The 21,744-nt window shown below is 38.9% G+C and carries 18 protein-coding genes; 15 read left to right on the forward strand and 3 right to left on the reverse strand.

The window, feature by feature from the left end:
• The first annotated feature begins 486 nt into the window (after window positions 1–486).
• Window positions 487–1,299 (forward strand): Abi family protein, encoded by an 813-nt coding sequence (locus PGU50_RS16785; RefSeq protein WP_243002768.1) that lies wholly within the window; start codon window positions 487–489, stop codon window positions 1,297–1,299.
• A 70-nt stretch (window positions 1,300–1,369) separates the two neighbouring features.
• On the opposite strand, the gene PGU50_RS16790 is transcribed toward PGU50_RS16785, so the two are convergent.
• Entirely contained in the window at window positions 1,370–1,555 is a 186-nt protein-coding gene (locus PGU50_RS16790) for a hypothetical protein (protein ID WP_117556442.1), read from the reverse strand.
• Window positions 1,556–1,724: 169 nt separating this feature from the next.
• Here PGU50_RS16790 and PGU50_RS16795 point away from each other — a divergent pair, with 169 nt between their 5' ends.
• From PGU50_RS16795 to PGU50_RS16845, 11 genes are all read left to right on the forward strand, one after another.
• A complete protein-coding gene (locus tag PGU50_RS16795) occupies window positions 1,725–4,697 on the forward strand; it encodes a TOTE conflict system archaeo-eukaryotic primase domain-containing protein (protein WP_270247520.1) in 2,973 nt (990 codons plus the stop codon).
• Window positions 4,690–6,369 carry a recombinase family protein gene (locus PGU50_RS16800; RefSeq protein ID WP_270247522.1) on the forward strand — a complete coding sequence of 560 codons (1,680 nt, stop codon included), beginning with the start codon at window positions 4,690–4,692 and terminating at the stop codon, window positions 6,367–6,369. The genes PGU50_RS16795 and PGU50_RS16800 overlap by 8 nt, the downstream gene beginning before the upstream one ends.
• 323 nt (window positions 6,370–6,692) lie before the next feature.
• Entirely contained in the window at window positions 6,693–7,688 is a 996-nt protein-coding gene (locus PGU50_RS16805) for an ROK family protein (RefSeq protein WP_270203872.1), read from the forward strand.
• Between the two features lie 387 nt (window positions 7,689–8,075).
• On the forward strand, window positions 8,076–9,104 hold the full coding sequence (locus tag PGU50_RS16810; RefSeq protein WP_270247523.1) for a zinc-dependent alcohol dehydrogenase: 1,029 nt from the start codon (window positions 8,076–8,078) through the stop codon (window positions 9,102–9,104).
• Between the two features lie 9 nt (window positions 9,105–9,113).
• Window positions 9,114–9,506, forward strand: coding sequence for a VOC family protein (locus PGU50_RS16815; RefSeq protein WP_008369413.1), 393 nt, complete (start codon window positions 9,114–9,116; stop codon window positions 9,504–9,506).
• An 18-nt stretch (window positions 9,507–9,524) separates the two neighbouring features.
• Window positions 9,525–10,889, forward strand: a complete 1,365-nt coding sequence (locus tag PGU50_RS16820) for an MFS transporter (protein ID WP_270247524.1) — start codon at window positions 9,525–9,527, stop codon at window positions 10,887–10,889.
• The gene (locus PGU50_RS16825) at window positions 10,873–11,853 is read left to right on the forward strand and encodes a carbohydrate kinase family protein (protein ID WP_270247526.1); all 981 of its coding nucleotides are present in this window, start codon (window positions 10,873–10,875) and stop codon (window positions 11,851–11,853) included. Before PGU50_RS16820 ends, PGU50_RS16825 begins: the two co-directional genes overlap by 17 nt.
• Window positions 11,854–12,116: 263 nt before the next feature.
• Window positions 12,117–12,290 (forward strand): hypothetical protein, encoded by a 174-nt coding sequence (locus tag PGU50_RS16830; protein ID WP_021739259.1) that lies wholly within the window; start codon window positions 12,117–12,119, stop codon window positions 12,288–12,290.
• 218 nt (window positions 12,291–12,508) lie between these two features.
• Window positions 12,509–13,507 (forward strand): aldo/keto reductase, encoded by a 999-nt coding sequence (locus PGU50_RS16835; RefSeq protein ID WP_270247527.1) that lies wholly within the window; start codon window positions 12,509–12,511, stop codon window positions 13,505–13,507.
• An 84-nt stretch (window positions 13,508–13,591) separates the two neighbouring features.
• On the forward strand, window positions 13,592–14,539 hold the full coding sequence (locus PGU50_RS16840) for a hypothetical protein (protein WP_270247528.1): 948 nt from the start codon (window positions 13,592–13,594) through the stop codon (window positions 14,537–14,539).
• Window positions 14,540–14,569: 30 nt separating this feature from the next.
• Window positions 14,570–15,892, forward strand: a complete 1,323-nt coding sequence (locus PGU50_RS16845) for an MATE family efflux transporter (RefSeq protein ID WP_117823773.1) — start codon at window positions 14,570–14,572, stop codon at window positions 15,890–15,892.
• A 40-nt stretch (window positions 15,893–15,932) separates the two neighbouring features.
• On the opposite strand, the gene PGU50_RS16850 is transcribed toward PGU50_RS16845, so the two are convergent.
• Window positions 15,933–16,823 carry an AraC family transcriptional regulator gene (locus tag PGU50_RS16850; RefSeq protein ID WP_008369393.1) on the reverse strand — a complete coding sequence of 297 codons (891 nt, stop codon included), beginning with the start codon at window positions 16,821–16,823 and terminating at the stop codon, window positions 15,933–15,935.
• Between the two features lie 158 nt (window positions 16,824–16,981).
• Here PGU50_RS16850 and PGU50_RS16855 point away from each other — a divergent pair, with 158 nt between their 5' ends.
• Complete coding sequence (locus PGU50_RS16855) at window positions 16,982–18,667, forward strand: alpha-glucosidase (protein WP_118219720.1); 1,686 nt, start codon at window positions 16,982–16,984, stop codon at window positions 18,665–18,667.
• Here PGU50_RS16855 and PGU50_RS16860 read toward each other — a convergent pair whose 3' ends face one another.
• On the reverse strand, window positions 18,668–18,949 hold the full coding sequence (locus PGU50_RS16860; RefSeq protein ID WP_270247529.1) for a hypothetical protein: 282 nt from the start codon (window positions 18,947–18,949) through the stop codon (window positions 18,668–18,670).
• A gap of 267 nt (window positions 18,950–19,216) precedes the next feature.
• Between PGU50_RS16860 and PGU50_RS16865 the strand changes: the two genes are divergently transcribed.
• Together PGU50_RS16865 and rlmD are read left to right on the forward strand one after the other, a co-directional pair.
• Entirely contained in the window at window positions 19,217–20,206 is a 990-nt protein-coding gene (locus PGU50_RS16865; RefSeq protein WP_118199213.1) for a guanosine polyphosphate pyrophosphohydrolase, read from the forward strand.
• 134 nt (window positions 20,207–20,340) lie between these two features.
• Entirely contained in the window at window positions 20,341–21,504 is a 1,164-nt protein-coding gene (gene rlmD / locus PGU50_RS16870; protein ID WP_117556469.1) for a 23S rRNA (uracil(1939)-C(5))-methyltransferase RlmD, read from the forward strand.
• The last annotated feature ends 240 nt before the right edge of the window (window positions 21,505–21,744 follow it).

Raw genomic sequence — 21,744 nt, forward strand, 5'->3', positions numbered from 1 at the left:
CATGATAGCAACCATACTCTTACCTTTTGAAACATCGATACCTACTGCGTTCATAAATTTGTCACTCCTTAAGATTATTGCAATGGATAAATACCAGTTTTACTCATTGCCTATTCAAATGGATAATTCCTTACTGGATGTAAGGGGATTATCCATAAATATATTGTAGTAGAATAAGGAAGAAAAAATAGCATAGAATACTTCTGAGCGGATATGGCTGAGAATGTTTTGGCATATTGACAGGACATTTAAAATGACGTATACTAAGCTCAGTGATCGTTCTGTAGAAACTTGAGAAGCCTACAGGCGGGGGAGAGCCTGCGGGTCTCTCCCTCTTTTGTTTTAAGGAGAAATGAGATGCAGACACCGAAAAAATTCTCTTCTTTTAGTGACCAGGTTTCCTGGATCAGTGATGAAAAGGGAATAAAAATAAAAGACAGAGAATATGCGGAAGAGATGTTACGCCAAATAGGATATTTTCCTCTTATGGGAGGATATAAACATCTTTTTAGAATATCAAACACAAAAAAATATAAAGCAGGAACAAGTTTTGAAGAAATAGTCAGTTTGTATAAGTTTGATGCAGAGCTTAGAGAGTTGTTCTTTAAATATTTACTGCAGATTGAGCGACAGATGCGTTCTTTGATGTCATACTATTTTACTGAAATGTATGGAGCAGAGCAGAAGCAGTACCTGGATGCTAATAATTATAATAATACAAAAAGAAATCATGCAACAATCGTAAAGTTGATAGAGACCTTGAAACGGGCAACAACGACCACAGATTATACATATATCAATTATTACCGCAAGACATATGGTGAAATTCCATTATGGGTTTTGGCAAATGTACTTACGTTTGGAAACTTATCAAAAATGTTCCGAGTGTTTCCGCAGTCCTTAAAATCAAAAGTATCAAAAAACTTTGAACCTTTGAATCAGCATCAGATGGAACAGTTTCTATCTGTTCTCACTAAGTATAGGAATGTATGTGCCCATGGGGAACGACTGTTTACATACAGAACAGTAGATGCTATTGCGGATACACCGCTTCATAAAAAACTTTCATTACCACAGAGCGGTAATCAGTACGAAAAAGGAAAACAAGATTTGTTTGCTGTGGTGATTGCTTTTAGATATCTATTACCTGGAAAAGATTTTCTGGAATTTAAAAGAAAGCTCATAAAAGAGATTGACCGGGTAAACAGAGAAGTAGAGCATATAAGTGAAGTTGAATTATTGAATAAAATGGGTTTCCCGAAAAATTGGAAAAATATTACCAGATACCATTTAAATTAAAGAAATATCCTCTAAGAGATAGTGAAACACCTATTGTCTTAGAGGATTTTTTATTGAAGAATTTTAATATTTAAGAGTTTGTTTTTTTCCTTTTTGACATTAAAGATAAGATTTCTTGTGGGTTTGTCAACTGACGTCCGGGAAGTGTCTGCTTTGGTGTGCGGTCACGGTCGGCTTCGTCAATCGCTGCAATAAAAAGTTTTACGCTGTTTGGATTGGATATGACAAAATTATGAGTAATACTTGAAGTAGCCATACGAACACCTCCTCTTTTCGGGTTTTTTGTGTATTAATTATACGATTGACAGAGAAATGCGTCAATAGGAAAAATAAGTATTGGAAATAGTTGGAACAAGTACTAAAATAAAGTTGGGACACAAAATAAAGGTTATATTACGAAATGATAAGAATTGTAGGTGGAAGGTTTGAACATAGAAGCATATGATGCGGATTCATTGAGAAAGATGGTTAGGTTGCTTGAATATGAGAACAAGATATTAAAAGATAAATTGAAGAAAGCAGGCATTTCCTATGAAGAGGTGAATCCTTTTGAAGAAAAAATAGAAAGTGCAGAAGAATATGACCTGGATCAAGGGAATCGTATTGTAAATCCACCGTATATTACAGAGAAAATGGCAATACGTTTCTTTTCGATGTTTTGGGGAAGAGAAGATGTATATGCCAGAAGAGGAAAGAACGGGGGCTATTTTCCACAATGTGCGAATCGTTGGAATGACCGGCTTTGCCCTAAACAACGTAAAGAGAAGGTATTGTGTGATGAATGTGAAAATACCAAATGGATTAGTTTGGATGTTAAAAAAATAATTGATCATTTGTTAGGCACAAAAGAAGATGGATCAGATGTAATAGGTGTATATCCTTTACTGCCAAATGGTACATGCAGATTTATTGTATTTGATTTTGACAATCACGAAAAAGGAGCAGAGGTTACGGACTTTGCAAATACGGATAATGAGTGGCATAAAGAAGTGGATGCGCTTAGAAAAATGTGTGAGCTTAATGGTATCAGACCTTTAGTTGAGAGATCTCGATCTGGAAAAGGTGCCCATGTATGGATTTTCTTTAAAAAAGCAATACCTGCGGCAACAGCAAGGAATTTTGGATTTCTCCTGTTAGACAAGGGTTCAACTTCCATCAATCTGAGATCGTTTCATTATTATGATAGAATGTATCCTTCGCAGGATGTGGCAAGCAGCATAGGTAATTTAATTGCATTGCCATTACAGGGGCAGGCACTTAAAAATGTAAATAGTGCTTTTGTAGATGAAAATTGGAATGCATATCCTGATCAATGGGATGCTCTTTTTAATAAAACAAGAAAGCTGGGAATAGAAGATATTGAACAATGCATGGCAAAATGGCAGGGAGAATTAGCAGAAATCAAAGGAACGCTTACTAATATTGAGAAGAATGTCAGACCGAAACCATGGAAGAAGAAATGTGAGTTTTGTAAGTCAGATGTTGTGGGCAAGCTTCACATGGTATTGGGCAATGGAGTTTATATTGATACTCTGAATCTTATGCCAAGAATACAAAATCAGATTCGTAGTTTGGCGGCATTTGATAATCCGGAATTTTACAAAAATAAAAGGCTGGGATATTCTAATTATTATAATTTCAGTGCTGTATATTTAGGTAAGGATATAGATGGATATATACAGATTCCGAGAGGACTGCGGGAAAATATTATACAGGAATGTGAAAAAGCAGGCATTTCAGTTGATGTTTCAGATCAAAGAGAAACAGGACAACCTATCAGAGTATCTTTTAAAGGTGATTTGCGAATGCAACAGGAATTAGCAGCAGAAAAATTATTATCACATTCAGATGGGGTCCTGAGTGCGGCAACTGCATTTGGAAAGACTGTAGTATGTAGTTACCTAATTGCAGAGCGAAAAGTAAATACGCTTATTTTGCTGCAAAGTAAAGATTTGCTTAATCAGTGGGTTGATGAATTGAATCATTTCTTAGAGATAAGAGAAGAACTACCGGAATATGAAACAAAAACAGGAAGAAAGAAAAAAAGAAATAGTGTGATAGGTATTTTGCACGGAAATAAAAATACGTTGACAGGGATCATAGATGTTGCAATGGTTGGTTCAATGTACAGCAGAGGAAAATTTAATGAACGGATTAATTCTTATGGAATGGTAATTATGGATGAATGTCATCACGCAGCTTCTAACACATCTATGGAATTATTGCAGAAAATAAATGCAAAATACGTATATGGTGTTTCTGCTACGCCTAAACGTGGCGACAGTCTTGATCGGATTATCTATATGCTGCTGGGACCTTTGCGACATAGATTTACTGCGTTGGAGAGGGCTAAGGAGCAAGGGATTGGACATTATTTTGTCCCAAGATACACAAGAGTAGTTGATACTGCAGAAAGCAAGGATAATATCAATAAAGCATATAATTTGATTAGTACCAGTAAGGTGCGCAATGAAATGATCATAGATGATGTTATAACTTGTGTTGCAAGAAAACAAACTCCTGTAATTTTGACAAGATTTAAGGAACATGCAAAATTTTTACATGATGCCTTAAAGAAAAAAGCAGATCATGTATTCCTTCTGTATGGGGATAATTCGGATAAGGAAAATGCTGAAATAAGAGTAAAATTAAAGCAGATACCTGAAAATGAATCGCTTATTTTGGTGGCAACTGGTCAGAAAATAGGAGAAGGGTTTGATTTCCCAAGACTGGATGTATTAATGCTTGCAGCACCTGTATCTTTTGAAGGACGCCTGGAACAGTATGTAGGTAGATTAAACAGAGATTATGTCGGAAAAGAAGCCGTTTATGTGTATGATTATATCGATTCGCATGTGCGTTATTTTGATAAAATGCATGCAAAAAGATTGAGAACATATAGGAAGATGGGATTTTCAATCTGGACGCAAGAGTTGCAACCTAAACAAATAATAAATGCAATATTTGATTCTGTAAATTATACCGAAAAATTCGAGCAAGATATTGTAGAGTCAGAAAAAATGGTGGTAATTTCCAGTCCGGATATCAGACAGGATAAAATTGACAGATTTTTATTACTAGTCAAGAAGAGACAGGAAGTAGGGGTAAAGGTCACAGTTATTACAACAGATCCGAAAGATATTACTTACGGAAAGTCAGATGTATGTTATGAATTAATCAGAGCAATGCAATTGGTAGGAATAAATGTGATAACAAGAACAGAAGTAGAAGAATGTTTTGCCGTTATTGATGATGAAATAGTATGGCATGGCGGGATGAATCTACTTGGAAAAGCTGATGTCTGGGATAACTTAATGCGTATCAGAAATTCACAAGTTGCAACGGAATTGTTGGAAATTGCTTTGGGATGTTCTGAGGAGAGGAGGAAAAGTGAATAAAAAGATAAAATGTGATATCTATACTAGAGTATCCACAACCATGCAGGTAGATGGCTACAGTCTGGATGCTCAGAAAGAAAAACTCAAGAGATATGCGGAATTTCAGAACATGGAAATCGTAAATGAGTATTCCGATGAAGGTAAGTCTGGAAAAAGCGTAGAGGGCAGACCGGAATTTCAGAGAATGTTGGATAATATTGAGAATGGAACAGATGAGGTGCAGTTTGTACTGGTGTTCAAGCTTTCCAGATTTGGTTGTAATGCGGCAGATGTTTTAAATTCTTTGCAGAGGATGCAGGATTTTGGAGTGAATCTGATCTGTGTAGAAGATGGAATTGACAGCTCAAAAGATAGTGGAAAGCTGATGATTTCTGTTCTGTCTGCGGTGGCAGAGATCGAACGAGAGAATATCCTTGTTCAGACAATGGAAGGACGTAAGCAGAAAGCCAGGGAAGGAAAATGGAATGGTGGATTTGCTCCGTATGGTTATGAATTAGTAAATGGAGAATTGCAGATTGCAGAGGACGAAGCAGAGATTATTCGTCTGATCTATGACAAATTTATTCATACCAATATGGGAATCTCTGCGATTGCTGCATGGCTGAACCAGCATGGATACAAAAAGAAAAAACGACAGAATAATACACTGGACGCATTTGCCGCTTCATTTATAAAGGGCGTTCTGGATAATCCGGTATACTGTGGAAAGCTGGCTTATGGACGAAGGAAAAACGAGAAAGTTTCTGGTACAAGAAATGAATACCGCATTGTAAAGCAGGAAAATTATATGCTGCACGATGGTATCCATGAAGGGATTGTTTCAGAAACAGACTGGGAGCTGGCACATCAAAAACGGGAAAAAACAGGTGTGAAATATGAAAAGACACATAGTCTCGATCATGAGCATATTTTATCCGGAATATTGAGATGCCCATTATGTGGAAGTGGTATGTATGGAAACGTGAACCGAAAGAAAAAGAAAGACGGAACTTTATATAAGGATTATTTCTATTATGCCTGCAAACATCGTCGCCTGGTAGATGGTCATAAATGTGGATATCGTAAACAATGGAGTGAGGAGAAGATTAACAATGCAGTGGAAGAAGTTATTCGGAAGCTGGTGAAGAATCCTAAATTTGAAGAAGCAATTTTGAATAAAATCGGTTCAAGAATAGATACAGAAGAAATAGAAAAAGAGATTGAAAGACTGGAAAAACAGCACAGGCAGCTGACCGGAGCAAAAGGAAGACTTGGACAGCAGATGGACAGTCTGGATATCATGGATAAATTTTATGAGAAGAAATATCAGGATATGGAGACAAGGTTATACCGTTTGTATGATGAGATTGAAGGCGTGGAGAACAGTATAGAGGAAGTCAAGAACCGCCTGCTGAATATCCGGCAACAGAAAATATCAGAAGAAAACGTCTATCAATTTCTTTTATATTTTGATAAACTATATGATAAGTTCACCGACCTGGAGAAGAAAGAATTTCTTAACAGCTTTGTGGAACAGGTGGACATTTACGAGCAGGAGCAGCCGGATGGCAGATTCCTGAAGCACATAAAGTTCCGTTTTCCGGTGTATTTTGGAGACAGGGAAACACAGGAACTTTGTTGGGACAACGAAAGTACCGTTGAGACTTGTGTTTTATTGTCCAAACTAGGATAAAAGCTGGCAGATTGGTAAATGGTATTCGTAATATTGCAGAAGAGATTGTGTTAAAAGAATTGGTGTATATCTAAAGCGTGGAAAGCTCCTTCGGGAGTTTTTGGCTGTTTATAAGATAAATTCTGTCGGAGATTTATTATAAAACATTACTTTACAAGAAGGATAAAAAAGCATATAATTCTTTTATAATATATTTAATAAAAGAGGGTAAGAAAACGGAAAATAAAGATAAAAAAAATATAACAAGAAAAAAAATAATTAATTATGTGCTAAACAATCATGTTACATCCAAGGCGGGAATCGCAAAAGAGTTAAACTTGAGTATGCCGACTGTGTTAGCAAATGTGAATGACTTGTTAGAAAAAAGGGTGTTGGAAGAAACTGGGGAATATGCCTCAACCGGTGGAAGGAAGGCAAAAAGTATAGGGATTAATAAGTCATACTGTCATGCAATGGGAATTTTGATTACAGCGAATCATATAGAAATGGTATTAGTAAATCTTGGAGATGAGATTATAAAAAAAGATCGCATCCGTTTAAAATTTACGGCAGAATTATCCTATTGTACAGAGGTGGCACAAAAGGTCAAAACTTTTCTTGAAGGCGAAGCAGCGAAGGACACGCTACTTGGGATTGGAGTGGCGATTCCAGGAATTATTGATCAGAAAGAACGGATTGTTTTAAAATCCCATGCTTTAGGTATAGAGAATTATAGTCTGCGCTTTTTAGAGCAGGCGCTAGAAATTCCAGTATATTTTGAAAACGATGCTAATGCTGCAATGCTTGCAGAAAAAAAGCAAAAGTATCCAAATGCGATATATCTGTCTTTGAACCACACCTTAGGAGGTGCATTCTGCATAGATGGAAAGCTGTTTCGAGGGCAAAACCAGAAAGCAGGGGAGTTTGGTCACATGATACTCGTTCCCGGTGGAAGAAAGTGTTATTGTGGTAAATCGGGATGTGCAGATGCATATTGTGCTGCAAGTGTACTGACACAAGATAACAGGCAGTCACTGGATGCATTTATGGAAAAAATTGAAAGTGGTAATGAAAAAATTTTGCAGACATGGAATGAGTATCTGGATCATCTTGCTGTTTTGATATCAAATCTGCGGATGGCATATGATATGGATATCATACTAGGAGGTGATGTGGGAGGTGTATTGTCAGATTATATGATACCACTGGGAGAAAAAGTGATGGCATATAATGGCTTTGAGCATGATGTTTCATACTTGAAAAATTGTTCGTATAAGAAAGAAGCGTCGGCTGTTGGAGCCGCGAAATACTTTTTTACAAAACATATGGTAGAATTGTAAATTTTTTGAACGAAGATAAGCAGTACACCGCATCTGGTGCGTAGGGTAAGGGGATGTTTAGTCTGTTGGAGTTAAAAGCTCCCACTGACAGGTTGCAAAGCGAATCCGGATGTCCGCTTTATATGTGTGAAAAACGAGAAGTTGTGTAAAATTAAAAAAAGATATTATAGTAAAAAACGGAAAGAAAACAGTAACTACGGTTTTCTTTCCGTTTTTTTGCGTGTTAATTGTGAAAAATATACAAAAAATGTGTTTTGAAATTATGAAATATATAAAAATATGAAAAAACATATTGACAAATCGTGTTTGTATGGTAATAATATAATTACTTTGATAAAACATTTTATAAAACATAAAACAAAACAACATGAAAGGGAGGAAACAATTATGTTACAGCAGGTAATGACAAATCCAGGAGAAATTATTTTCAGAGAGGTTCCGGTTCCGGAGGTAAAGGAAAATCAGGTGTTGGTAAAGATTATGAATATTGGTGTTTGTGGATCAGATATTCATGTTTATCATGGAAAACATCCGTTTACAAAATATCCGGTAACACAGGGGCATGAGGTTTCCGGTGAGATTACAGAACTTGGAAAAAATGTCACAGAGTTTCATGTGGGACAGAAGGTGACGATAGAGCCTCAGGTATATTGTGGACATTGCTATCCATGTCGTCATGGAAAGTATAATCTCTGTGAGGAATTAAAAGTAATGGGATTTCAGACGACAGGAACAGCATCTGAGTATTTTGCAGCGGATGCATCTAAAGTAACACCTATTCCAGAAGATATGTCCTATGAAGAAGGAGCTATGATCGAACCTCTTGCTGTGGCAGTTCATGGTGTAAAACAGATAGGTGATGTGGCTGGCATGAATATTGCAGTCCTTGGCGCAGGACCGATCGGAAATCTCGTGGCACAGGCAGCAAAAGGAATGGGGGCAGCGAAAGTGATGATCACAGATATCAGTGATCTTAGACTGGCAAAGGCAAAAGAATGTGGAATTGATGTGTGTGTGAATACCAAAAATAAAGACTTCGGTGAGGCAATGATCGAAGCATTTGGACCGGACAAGGCGGATGTGATCTACGACTGTGCCGGAAACAATATCACAATGGGACAGGCAATTAAATATGCAAGAAAAGGAAGCACGATTGTACTGGTGGCTGTTTTTGCAGGAATGGCAGAAGTAGATCTTGCAGTGGCAAATGACCACGAACTTGACATTAAGAGCACGATGATGTACCGCCATGATGATTACATAGATGGAATCAGATTGGTAAATGAGGGCAAAGTTCATTTGAAACCGCTCATCTCAAAGACATTTGCTTTTAAAGATTATCTGAAAGCATACCAGTATATTGATGATAACCGCGAGACAACGATGAAAGTAATTATCAACGTCAGTGAAAAGTAAGGAGTTCGTATGGAAAATAAATATGGAATTGTCGGAGTTGCCCATGTCGGGCTTCCGACAAACGATTTACAGAAAACAGTTGAGTTTTATAAGAGTCTTGGATTTGAAGTGATTATGCAGTCTTATAATGAAAAAGCAGGGGAAAAAGTGGCATTTTTACAGATAAAAAATTACTGTATAGAGACTTTTGAAAATGGGCAGGCGGCAATGTCAGACGGTGCATACCAACATGTTGCACTTGATGTGGAAGACATTGAAAGTATGTATCAGAAAATCTGCAATGAAAAATACACAATTATTACAGACGGAATCGAAGAACTACCATTTTGGGAAAATGGTGTGAAGTTTTTTATGATTAAGGGACCAAATGAGGAAAGAATAGAATTCTGTCAGAAACTCTGATAAAAATAGGAGGGACATATGGGAAGCGAAAACAAAAATGGAAAAGTACCGCTGATCAGTAAGATTGCATATGGGTTTGGTGATGTTGGATGTAATTTCAGCTGGATGTTCGTCAGTAATTTTCTGATGATATTTTATACAGACGTGTTCGGAATCAGTATGGCGGCTGTGTCAGCACTTATGCTTTTTTCAAGATTCTGGGATGCAATCAATGATCCAATCGTCGGGGGACTTACGGATAAAACAAAATCGAGATGGGGACGGTACCGTCCATGGCTGTTAGTAGCGGCACCAATTACAGCGATTCTTCTTGTTATGACATTCTGGGCAAGACCCGACTGGTCGCAGAATGGAAAGATCATTTATATGGTAATTACATATTGTCTGCTGGTTTTGGGGTATACCTGTGTGAATATTCCATATGGAACCTTGTGTGGTGCTATGACACAGGATATTGATGAACGTGCAAAAATAAATACATCCCGTTCGGTTGCAGCGATGATTGCAATTGGTGTGTTAAATATTATTACAGTTCCACTGCTCAGCAAATTCGGCAGTCATAGTGCAAAGACAGGATATCTGACGGTTGCGGTCATATATGGATGTATTTTTACAGCCTGTCATTTCTTCTGCTTTGCGAAGACGAAAGAGGCAGTGATTACTCCGGAAAAAGAAAAAATTTCTGTAAAGATACAGTTGAAAGCAGTCATGCAGAACAGACCATATCTTCTTGCATTGGCAGGACAGATATTATTTGGATTTACATTATATGGTAGAAACGCAGATATTCTGTATTATTTTACATATGTGGAAGGGAATGCCTCCTACTACACAACTTATTCAATGTGCATCATTATTCCTTCTATCATCGGGGCAGCCTGTTTTCAACCATTATTCCGCAAGTTGAATAACAAAGGAAGAACAGCATCTCTCTTTGCTTTATTTACAGGAATTTCCATGTTGTCTATGTTTTTCTTCAATGCCAAAGAATCACCGGCTATTTTTTATGCATTATCTGGTCTCACACAGTTTTTTTTCTCTGGATTTAATACCGCAATCTATGCAATTATTCCAGACTGTGTGGAATATGGGGAGTGGAAAACCGGACTTAGAAATGATGGTTTTCAGTATGCATTTATTTCACTTGGAAATAAAATCGGAATGGCAGTTGGAACAGCACTTTTAGCAGGATTACTTGGAAAATATGGTTATATCGCAAATCAGACACAAAATGCAATTGTACTTTCAATTATGAAACATGCATTTACGACGATTCCAGGTGTACTGTGGATTGTGACTGCGGTTGTATTATTTTTTTACCGGTTAAATAAAAAACGTTATAACGAGATTGTGGAGGAACTGAAAAATGGAAGAAAAAGTTGATATCGTGGCATTGGGTGAATTGTTGATTGATTTTACGGAAGCAGGACATAGTCAGGATGGGAGAAAATTGTTCGAACAGAATCCCGGCGGTGCTCCGGCAAATCTTCTAACCGTTGCAAGCCACTTTGGGTATCGCACATCTTTTATTGGAAAAGTTGGAAACGATATGCATGGTAAATTTTTAAAGAAGACATTGCAAAAGGAAGGAATCAATACAGATGCTATTGTTGAAGACTCGGGTTATTTTACAACGTTGGCATTTGTGGAAATCGGTGAAAATGGAGAACGGAATTTTTCTTTTGCAAGAAAACCGGGTGCAGATACACAGTTAAAAAAAGAAGAACTGGATCAGACATTAATTTCAGGTTGTAGAATTTTTCATTTTGGATCATTATCGTTGACAGATGAACCGGCAGAAAGTACAACGATTGAAGCGGTAAAAATGGCAAAAGCAGCGGGTGCACTTATTTCCTATGATCCAAATTATCGCCCGTCTCTTTGGAAGAACAAAGAGCATGCAGTGAAAAAAATGAGATCTGTCATAGAATTGGTAGATGTCATGAAGGTATCGGATGAAGAGAGTACTCTGTTGACAGAGGCGAAAAGTTATGAGCAGGCTGCAGATCAACTCCTTGCTATGGGACCAAAGCTGGTTGCCATTACATTGGGAGAACAGGGCGTTCTTATGGCAACAAAAAGCAGAAAAGAAATCATCAAAGCATTTCAGATACATGCGGTCGACACGACTGGGGCAGGTGATTCATTTTGGGGAGGCGTATTATGCAGTCTCCTTTCTATGAATAAGAATGTTGAAAAAATGGAATGGGAAGAAATCAAAAAGTGTGCTGTTTTGGGAAATGCAGTTGCTGGATTATGTGTGCAAAAGAGAGGTGGAATCCCTGCGATTCCGACGAAAGAGGCAGTGTTTGAATTTATGTTCAAAAAGCTTATCAGATGTTTGTAGACAATCTGAAGAAAAGTGCAACAACAAGAGCGTGCATATTTGCAAGCTTTTTTGAAAACTGTCGTTTGGTAAAATCTATTCTATTTTTAAAAGCTTTGCGATAAAATATGTTCTGTGAATCATTCACAGTATTGTATTTTGAGGAGGCTTCATTCATGGTGAGTGAAGTCTCTTTTATTTTGCACTGTATAATGGAAAAAGTTTTGGTTGAACAGCAGTTGGAATAGTGAACGCATGCGTTCACATTTTATAACTAAGAAGTAATGGATTGGAAAGAAAATAATCAAGAACTTATTGTAGTATTATTAACCTTTGATACAGACGAAAAAGGTGGAGATGGTGGGGTCAATCCTAATGCTACATATACCAACTGGCAGTGGCATTTAGTGAAAACAAAAGATAAAAAGAATTGGGAAATAATCAGTTGGGGTTATTAATCGATTCCGGTTTGATGAATTCATGTGGCTTTTGAAATGGTAAAGTGATTTTATTTTACTTATTCCGGAGCGTGGTATATACTAATAGGTAGAGTAAGTAACGCACAGATGTGACAAAATTGTCTTTTTAAATATAGACAGCCTTGTGAGGGGAACGCTGTACGGTTAGGATACTGCATAAAAAGCAGGAAAGAACAACGAAAAACGGAGGAATCAAAATGAAATTTCAAAAGCTTGGCAACACGGACATCGATGTTTCTGTGGTTGCATTAGGTACTTGGGGACTTGGCGGCGGAAGTGTCTGGACAGACGGAGATTCTACAGTTGAGGACGCGAAGCGCCTGCTTGATATTTGTTATGAACATGGCGTGAATTACATCGATACCGCACCGGTATATGGTACAGGAGTAAGTGAGGAACTGCTTGGTAAGGCACTGAAAGGCAGAAGAAATGATTTTGTTTTGCAGACCAAATGCTCACTGAACTGGAGAAATGAGGGTGGTAATTTCCATTACGAACGAGACGGTTATACCGTTAACAATGACACCCGCGCATCAGCAGTGAAAAAGGACGTGGAAGACTCTCTGCGCAGAATGGGAACCGATTATCTGGATTCTGTTATCGTACATTATGTCTGCGGTAGCTTTCCGGTGGAGGAAACGGTTGGAGCTTTGGAGAATCTGGTTCGTGAAGGAAAGATCCGCACCTATGGACTTTCTAACAGTCAGCCGGCAGATCTGTCTGCATATCAGGAAGCCGGCGGAAACGTATCTGTTGTGCAGGAATTTTTCAGTATTCTCTCTCCTTTCCATGGCAGAGAATATTTTGATCTGTGTAAAAAGTATAACACAGTATTTCAGACCTATGGTGTGTTGGAGGAAGGATTTTTAACTTCTCCTGCCTTTATGGAACGTGAATTTGCAAAAACCGATATCCGATCCAGAATACCTTGGAAAGATCCGGAGAAAAAAGAAGGACTTCGCAGGGCTTTTGAAATCTGGAAACCACTTTGTGAGGAATATCATTGCAGTTTTGCAACTCTGGTAGAAGCCTGGGCATTATCTCAGTACGACCGGATGAGTCTTCTGGTTGGAATGCGAAAAGCTTCCAGTGTAGAAGATACTGTAAAGTGCTTGGATATTAGGTTGCGTGCCGAGGACATCAAATGTATGGAGGAAGCAGTAAAGACAATTCAGGTTGCGGTTCTGGACAAATAGAAAACTGAAAAGGTGGAAAGGATCGGGAGCTTGTATCCGATCCTTTCTTTATCCGAGAATAGATAGCATGAAAGGAAAATAAGTATGAAAGAACCTATGATGGCAGACAGCCATGAAATCACAGTTAGAAACTATAAGCAACCGATGCGAAATCGTCTGATCATGATGCTGATCTGCATTGGGATTGCTCTTGCATCATTTTTTGTTGTTTCCAAATGGGCAACTTCTGTCGAATCGTACCGTTGGGTTATCAAAACGCTGAATGGATTGCAGAAAAAAGCACTTGGGCTTTCCGGAACAGCAACCGCTCTTGCAACAGGTGCTGCAGCAATACCGGGAGAAGCCGCAACTCCGATCGCCAATAAGCTGGCAGATGTCGCAGGCTATATGGTGATCGTTTATGCAGTGATCATTGTTGAAAAATATTTACTGACTATCACCGGGTATATTGCATTTAAAATCTTATTTCCTATCGGATGCGTGCTTCTGGCAGCAGGCAACTTTTTGAAAAACGGATGGAAAGAATTTATCTACAGAATCGGAATCAAGAGTATCATTCTGGGTGTTCTTTTGTGGGGACTGGTTCCTACCAGTGCATGGGTGACGAATATGGTAAATGAAACCTATGCAAAGTCCTATGAAGCTGATTTTACACTGGAAGATACGGAAGAATTATTAGATGAGGGAGATACCTCTGCAAACGCAGACAAGAAGGATGAAGCACAAGAAACGAAAGATAAAAAGTTTTCTCTCAGTGAATTTCTTAATAATGCGAAGAATAAGGTTGATGATGCGATTGATGCGGTAGGTGAAGTCGCTACAGAAAAACTCTCTGCTTTTGAGGATGGATTAAACAGAATTATAGAGGGCGTGGCAGTGCTGCTTGTGACAACCTGTGCCATTCCGGTTCTGGTCATGTTATCATTTACCTGGATTCTGAAGGGAATAATGGGTTTAAAAATTCCATCTATTACTCTTCAGTCAGTGCCAAGGGTTTCTGAAAGGAAAAGAAAGAAAACGGAAGAGAATTAATTTTAAATTTTACCGAAGGAGAGGAATGAGATGACAAAAGATCTGACAACCGGGAAAATCATGCCGATTCTTGTGAATTTCACTGTGCCGCTTGTTTTGGGAAATTTGTTTCAGCTGACTTATAATGCGGTGGACAGCATCATCGTAGGGCATTTTGTGGGGAAAGAAGCGCTGGCGGCAGTTGGTATCTGTAATCCGATCAGTACGCTTATGATACTGTTTTTAAATGGATTATGTATGGGGGCAAGTATCCTCATGGGAATTCAGTATGGGGCAAAGGATTATAAGACTTTGCACAGGCAGATCAGTACAACCATGTTGTCGGGAGTAGTTTTTTCTTTTTTTCTGACTTTATTTTGCGTGGTATTTGCTGTACCGATCCTGCATCTGTTGCAGGTAGATGCATCGATTATGGAGATGACGCGGCAGTATTTACGGATTATTTTTCTGGGATTAATGTTTACCTTTTTGTATAACTTTTTTTCCAGTACCTTAAGAGCTTTGGGAGACAGTGCATCGCCTTTGTATTTCTTAATTATCAGTGCAGTCCTGAATATATTCGGAGATCTGTTTTTTGTCATTGTACTAAAGGCAGGAAGCAATGGATGCGCCATTTCCACAGTGCTTAGTGAGGCACTGTGCTGCCTGTTCTGTATTATTTATATACAGAAAAAAGTACCGATTCTTCGTCTGGGTAAGAAATGGCTGGTATTCGATTCACGTTTGCTGAAGAAAACAATTGCTTACGGATGGGCATCCGCCATGCAGCAGGCCACCGTGCAAATGGGAAAAATTGCGATCCAGGCGCTGGTTAATACGATGGGAGTTTCCGTGGCTGCAGCTTTTGCGGTGGTCAATCGGATTGATGACTTTGCAATTACACCGGAACAGAATATTGCCCATGCCATGACGGCACTTATGGCGCAGAATAAGGGAGCCGGAAAAAATGACCGCATGCGGGAGGGATTTCGTTGTGGGATGATTCTGGAAATTGTTTATGGAGCAGCTGTTATGGTGATCTGCCAGGTATTTGCCGGAGAACTAATGGCACTTTTCGTAAAAGATGAGGAAGTAATAGGACATGGTGTCATTTATCTGCATCTGATTGCTGTGATGTATATTCTTCCGGCCGTTACGAATGCAATTCAAGGGTTCTTCCGTGGAATCGGAGACCTGAAGGTGACACTGATGAGCAGTTTTACCAATATGGCAGTCCGAGTCATTGCAGCAGCACCTATGATTTTGTTGTGGAACTTTGGAATTGAAGCGTTGCCATATTCCTATCTGGCAGGCTGGGTTGCCATGCTTTTGGTAGAAACGCCTTTGATGATTCGGATTTATCGTAAAAAATAACAGGATTTAAAGAAAATATAAAATCGCTCAGGGAATGAGCTTATACAGAATCCAGTTCTAATCTTTTTATAAAAGCCAGCGGTGTCATATGGTATTTTGCTTTGAATGCTCTGTAAAAATAAGAAAGATTATGAAAGCCAACAGATAAAGATACCTCTAATATGGAGGTGTTACCGTGTTCAAATAACTCTACCGCTTTTTCCAGTCTGATATTGTTAATATACTGAATGCAGGTCATATTCATGTGTTTTTTGAAAAAGCGCATAAAATGATACTCGCTGAAATAACATAGCTTTGCAAGTTCAGAAACCGACAGAGCTTCTGCATAATGCAGATCAATATGATCAAGTACAATTTTTAATTTGTCGGAAGAGTCTGATTCCGTGGAGAATCTTGTGCTACTGTACTGGAGCAGAAGAAAAAGTGTCTGCAGCAGATAAGATTTTATGGCGAGTTCATATCCAAACATCCGGGTATCGTAAAGGGAGGCAAGCTGTGCAAAAGACTTGCAAAGAGAATCATATGCAGGATGATCCGCGGTAATGAGACAGGGTAAAGATAATTCGTGGTTTACCATGGGCGTAAGGTAGCGGGTAGAACAGATGTCTGCAGTATTTCCTCCCAAAAGATTCATATGGAATACATAGGTTTCCGAACAGAAGTCCTGACTGCTTTTCAGGATAATGGAATGCAGCAGCAGGGGAGGAATAAACAGGATATCCCCGGTACTTGCTTCATATTCAACTAAATCGATCTGGTAGACACAGGAACCTTTTGTTATAAGGGTAAGCTCTGCTTCCTCGTGCCAGTGCATTGTTATGACAGGTGCTTCTTTTGTCAGCTTTGTAATATACTTCTGGATTGGAAAATAAACTTCTCCATGTTTGATATTTTCTTTTTGCTCCGGTATAAGTGAATGTGGCGTTTTCATTTTTTGTCCTCTCCATAATAGCAGTATTGTGTTATATAATGAAAAAATAATGCAAGATTTGTCAAAAATAAGATCTTATAATAGCAGTATAATACAGCCAAAGCAATAACGCAATGGCGAACAAATACTAAGATTATAGATGAAAGAGGTTGATAAAAATGGGAAAAAAGTGGTGGCATGACAAAGTAGCGTATCAGATTTACCCAAAGAGTTTTCTGGATACAAATGGAGACGGAATCGGAGATCTGAGAGGAATTATTTCTAAACTGGATTATCTGAAAAAATTAGGAATCGATATTATTTGGTTATCACCTATTTATAAATCACCATTTGTAGACCAGGGATATGATATTGCGGATTACTATGCAATTGCAGAAGAATTCGGAACAATGGAAGAATTTGATGAACTGCTGGCAGAAGCAAAAAAACGAGACATGCATATTATTATGGATCTGGTTATTAATCATTGCTCCGATAAACATGAGTGGTTTCAGAAAGCACTTGCTGATCCAGATGGAGCGTTTGCGGATTATTTTTATTTCCGCAAGGGAAAAAACGGCAATCCACCGAGCAATTACCGTTCCTATTTTGGAGGAAGCTGTTGGGAAAAGGTACCGGGAACGGACAAATATTATTTTCACATGTTTGCAAAGGAACAGCCGGATCTGAATTGGGAAAATCCGAAGTTACGGCAGGAACTGTACAAAATGATCAACTGGTGGCTGGAAAAAGGTCTCTCCGGTTTTCGAATCGATGCGATCATAAACATTAAGAAGGATCTGAACTTTCCTGATTTTGCACCGGATGGGAAAGATGGTCTGGCAAGCTGCTGGAAGATGGTTGAAAGTGTAGACGGAGTAGGGGAGCTGTTGGAAGATCTGAAAAAATCAACTTTTGAAAAGTATGATGCCTTTACAGTCGGAGAAGTATTTAACATGAAACCGGATGAATTACCGGAATTTATTGGAGAAACCGGTCATTTTTCAACGATATTTGATTTTAGCGCCCATACGCTCACTGATGGAGAACATGGATGGTATGATGCTCCGAAGCTGGAATTTGCGAAATGGAGAGCTGCGATCATTCAGGCACAATTAGAAACACAGAAGTATGGCTTTAAGGCGAATATCATTGAAAATCACGATGAGCCAAGAGGGGCATCCAGATTTTTGCCATCTTATGCTCAGACACCGGACGGAATCAAGATGCTTGGTACCATAAGCCTTCTCCTCAGAGGAATTCCTTTCATTTACCAGGGGCAGGAAATCGGTATGAGAAATGCCAAATGGAACAGCATGGAGGAATTTGATGATATCAGTACAAAAGACCAGTATCATACTGCCCGTGAAGCGGGATTATCTGATCAGGAAGCATTGGAAGTATGCAGCCGTATGAGCCGTGACAATGCAAGAACACCAATGCAATGGACGAACGGGGAAAATGGCGGTTTTACAAAAGGAACTCCATGGTTAAAGGTAAATCCTTTATTTAAAGACGTGAATGTGGAAGCTCAGGAACAGGATCCGGATTCAGTTTTGAATTATTATCGCAAACTGGTTGCACTGCGTAAATCGGATGAACTGAAAGAAGTATTTACCTATGGAAAATTTCTTCCGGAATATGAAAATGTGGACGGAGTCATGGCATTTTACCGTAAAGATGAATCCAAGTGCATTCTTGTGGCTGCTAATTTCGGAAAGGATGCTGCAACAATCAAACTGAAGAGCGAAATCGAAAAAGTATGGTTATCGAACCGTATAGATGGAACGGTAGATTGTGAAAAGGATTCATTGAATTTACGGAGCTGTGAAGTGGTTGTTCTGGAGCTGGAAAACCACAAGTAACTAACTATATAACTCCCGGATCTCTTTTTGAATCAGACGTCCAGCTGCTTTTGAAAGCTGATCAATCTGGCGGATCCTGGTAAATTCTTTTCCGTAAATCTGTTTAGCATTTGTCACTTCGCCATCGTTTCCCATAAAGACGGCGGATACATGAATTCCGTTTTTGCGAAGCGCTCTTACCTCTGCTGCAGTATCCTTGATGGCAGCATGTTCTTCGTAAGCAGATCCGAAAGGAGCATTTGATGTCGGATATTTGATTTTTGATTTGATTGCCGCTATCATTATCTCCTTTGGATGTTACACTCCGGTAACACTATTCAGTAAAACAAAACCAAAAGTAGATTACTGATGATTCTGAAGACATGTGCGTATATGTGGATCATTGCTATGGGGCTTCAGCTTTTATTTTAGAAATATGATAAATCAGGGATTGACCTTGCTGGATTATATGCAGCAGATCAATCCCTGCTTCTATTTAACAAAACGGTATCCAATCCAGCCAGATTCTGCTATACTGTATAAGAAAATCAAATAGAAAGGATGGAACGTATGATCACATTAAATGACTATTTATATTCAGGTGATACGATTTTTCGGATTTTAAGAAATTATACAGTGGATCTGAAGAAAGAAGCAAAGAAGAATCACAATGAAATAGATCTCATCCATTCCAATTTCCTGATCCAGTTCAGGGAACTGCTTGAACACAATGATTTCCTTACTGCACAGTCGCAGAAAATCAGGGATTTTTATAAATACATGGTACAGGAATATCCTCTGCTTGCTTTTACTTTTAAAGGAAGGATCAAGTCCCTGATCCGCGCAGAGGAAAAATTCAACGGGTATATTGTAGAATATATTTATGATTATTATGAAAAACATCATACCTATCCGCCGGTGCCTGATCTAAGGGAAAAACTGAGCTGCTTTCGGGATATTATCGCATACCGTCTGGTAATTTCTCTTCCAAAATGCCATATCAGGGATGACAAACTGCGAGAAGAAGAGGAAATCAAGTATTTATACAGGATCGCGAATGTTCTTCCGGGGTTTCTGGAGGAAAGAGGATTTACGGCAGAATCTGCAAAAGGGGTGCTTGAAAGTACATCTCCTTTTATGGATGAGGCGGTGAAACCTTATTATCGGGATTATATTTCCAATGGAAGCGGAGGCAGCTATCAATCACTCCACATCACGTTTTATGATAACTGTTCGAGAAGTTACATGGAAGTACAACTGCGGACAAAGAAGATGGATGATATAGCGGAGATTGGAGCGGCAAATCACCAGGCCTACGAGAAGGAACAGGAAAGAGTCAGGGCAAGAAGAGAAGCTATTCCGGAAGGAGAATGCATTTATTTTGATGAGGCATACGAAAGAGGAATGCGGCTTCTGGGGTTGGAACTGAAGGATCTGGAAGTCAATATGTTTGCTGCGGCAAATAATAGTCTCATCAATGACGGATGCGGATTATACAGGGGGAGACTGATCCTGCCGTATGAACATTTATCAAGATTCCAGACGGATCTGAATGATTAAAAGGATTATAATAAGAATGAATACATCAGATACAAAAAAAGCATATTACCATCTCCAGGTCAGAGAAGAGTTGTATCTGGATAATATGCCGGATCTCTTTTGAGAAAAGAATAAAAAAAGAAGAGAGGTAAAAAATGGAAGAAAAGAAAAAACAGACAGAACCGGAAGCCTGTAAAGTGGCAAAAAAATGCGGAGGATGCCAGTATCAGGGAGTGCCATATAAGGAGCAGCTGAAAAAGAAGCAGAAAATGGTGAACGCTCTGTTGTCAAAATACGGAAAAGTAGAACCGATCATCGGAATGGAGAATCCGTATTATTACAGAAATAAAGTACACGCCGTATTCGACAGAGACCGAAAGGGAAATATCGTATCCGGAACCTATGAAGCGAAGACACACCGGGTCGTTCCTGTTGAAAACTGTCTGATCGAAGACAAAAAGAGTCAGGAGATCATCCGGACGATCCGGGGACTTTTGAAATCTTTTAAGATCAAAACCTACGATGAAGATACAGGATATGGCTTGTTCCGTCATGTGCTGATCAGAAGAGGGTTTAAAAGCGGAGAGATTATGGTGGTTCTGGTGCTTGGATCACCAATCCTTCCATCGTCTAATAATTTCGTAAAAGCACTCAGAAAAGAGCATCCGGAGATTACAACGGTTGTCCTTAATATTAACGACAGAAAGACCAGTATGATCCTTGGGGAGAGAGAAAAAGTGTTATATGGGAAAGGATTTATCCGGGATGAACTCTGCGGGTGTACTTTCCGGATTTCACCAAAGTCCTTCTATCAAGTAAATCCGGTGCAGACGGAGATCCTTTATCAGAAAGCGATTGAATTTGCACATCTGACAGGGAAAGAAAGCGTGATCGATGCATATTGCGGAATCGGAACGATCGGTCTGATCGCATCGGGACATGCAAAAGAAGTAGTCGGTGTGGAACTTAATAAGGATGCCGTGAAGGATGCAATATTAAATGCAAAAGAGAATCAGATCCGGAATGTGAGATTTTTCCAGGGAGATGCCGGGGAGTTTATGGAGGCGATGGCAGCAGAGGGAAATAGTATGGATGTGCTGTTTATGGATCCGCCGAGAGCCGGAAGTGATGAAAAATTTATGGCATCTGCAGTGAAGATGGGACCGGAGAAGATCGTGTACATTTCCTGCAATCCGGAGACACTGGCAAGAGATCTGAAGTATCTGACAAAAAAAGGATATCAGGTAAAAAAGATACAGCCGGTGGAAATGTTTGCGTTTACGGAGCACGTTGAAACCGTCGTACTCTTATCGCGATAACAAAAAGATTGATGAAAAAAAGCAGAATAAGCGTTCTGCTTTTTTGTTTTTAGTCAAATGTCAACATTTAACAATTTGTTAAAAATGCACAAATTGTAGACTGTTAACAATCTGAATGTGTGTGAACGAAAAACAGATATCGTCCATATATGTAGTAAAATCCGTCCATGAAAGACTTGCTTTTTTGTATACAATAAAAATACGTCGTATTTAACAAAAATGCACAAAAACGAAAACGAC

The organism is Coprococcus sp. AM11-30B (assembly GCF_027674365.1).
GTDB classification, from domain to species: domain Bacteria; phylum Bacillota; class Clostridia; order Lachnospirales; family Lachnospiraceae; genus Allocoprococcus; species Allocoprococcus comes.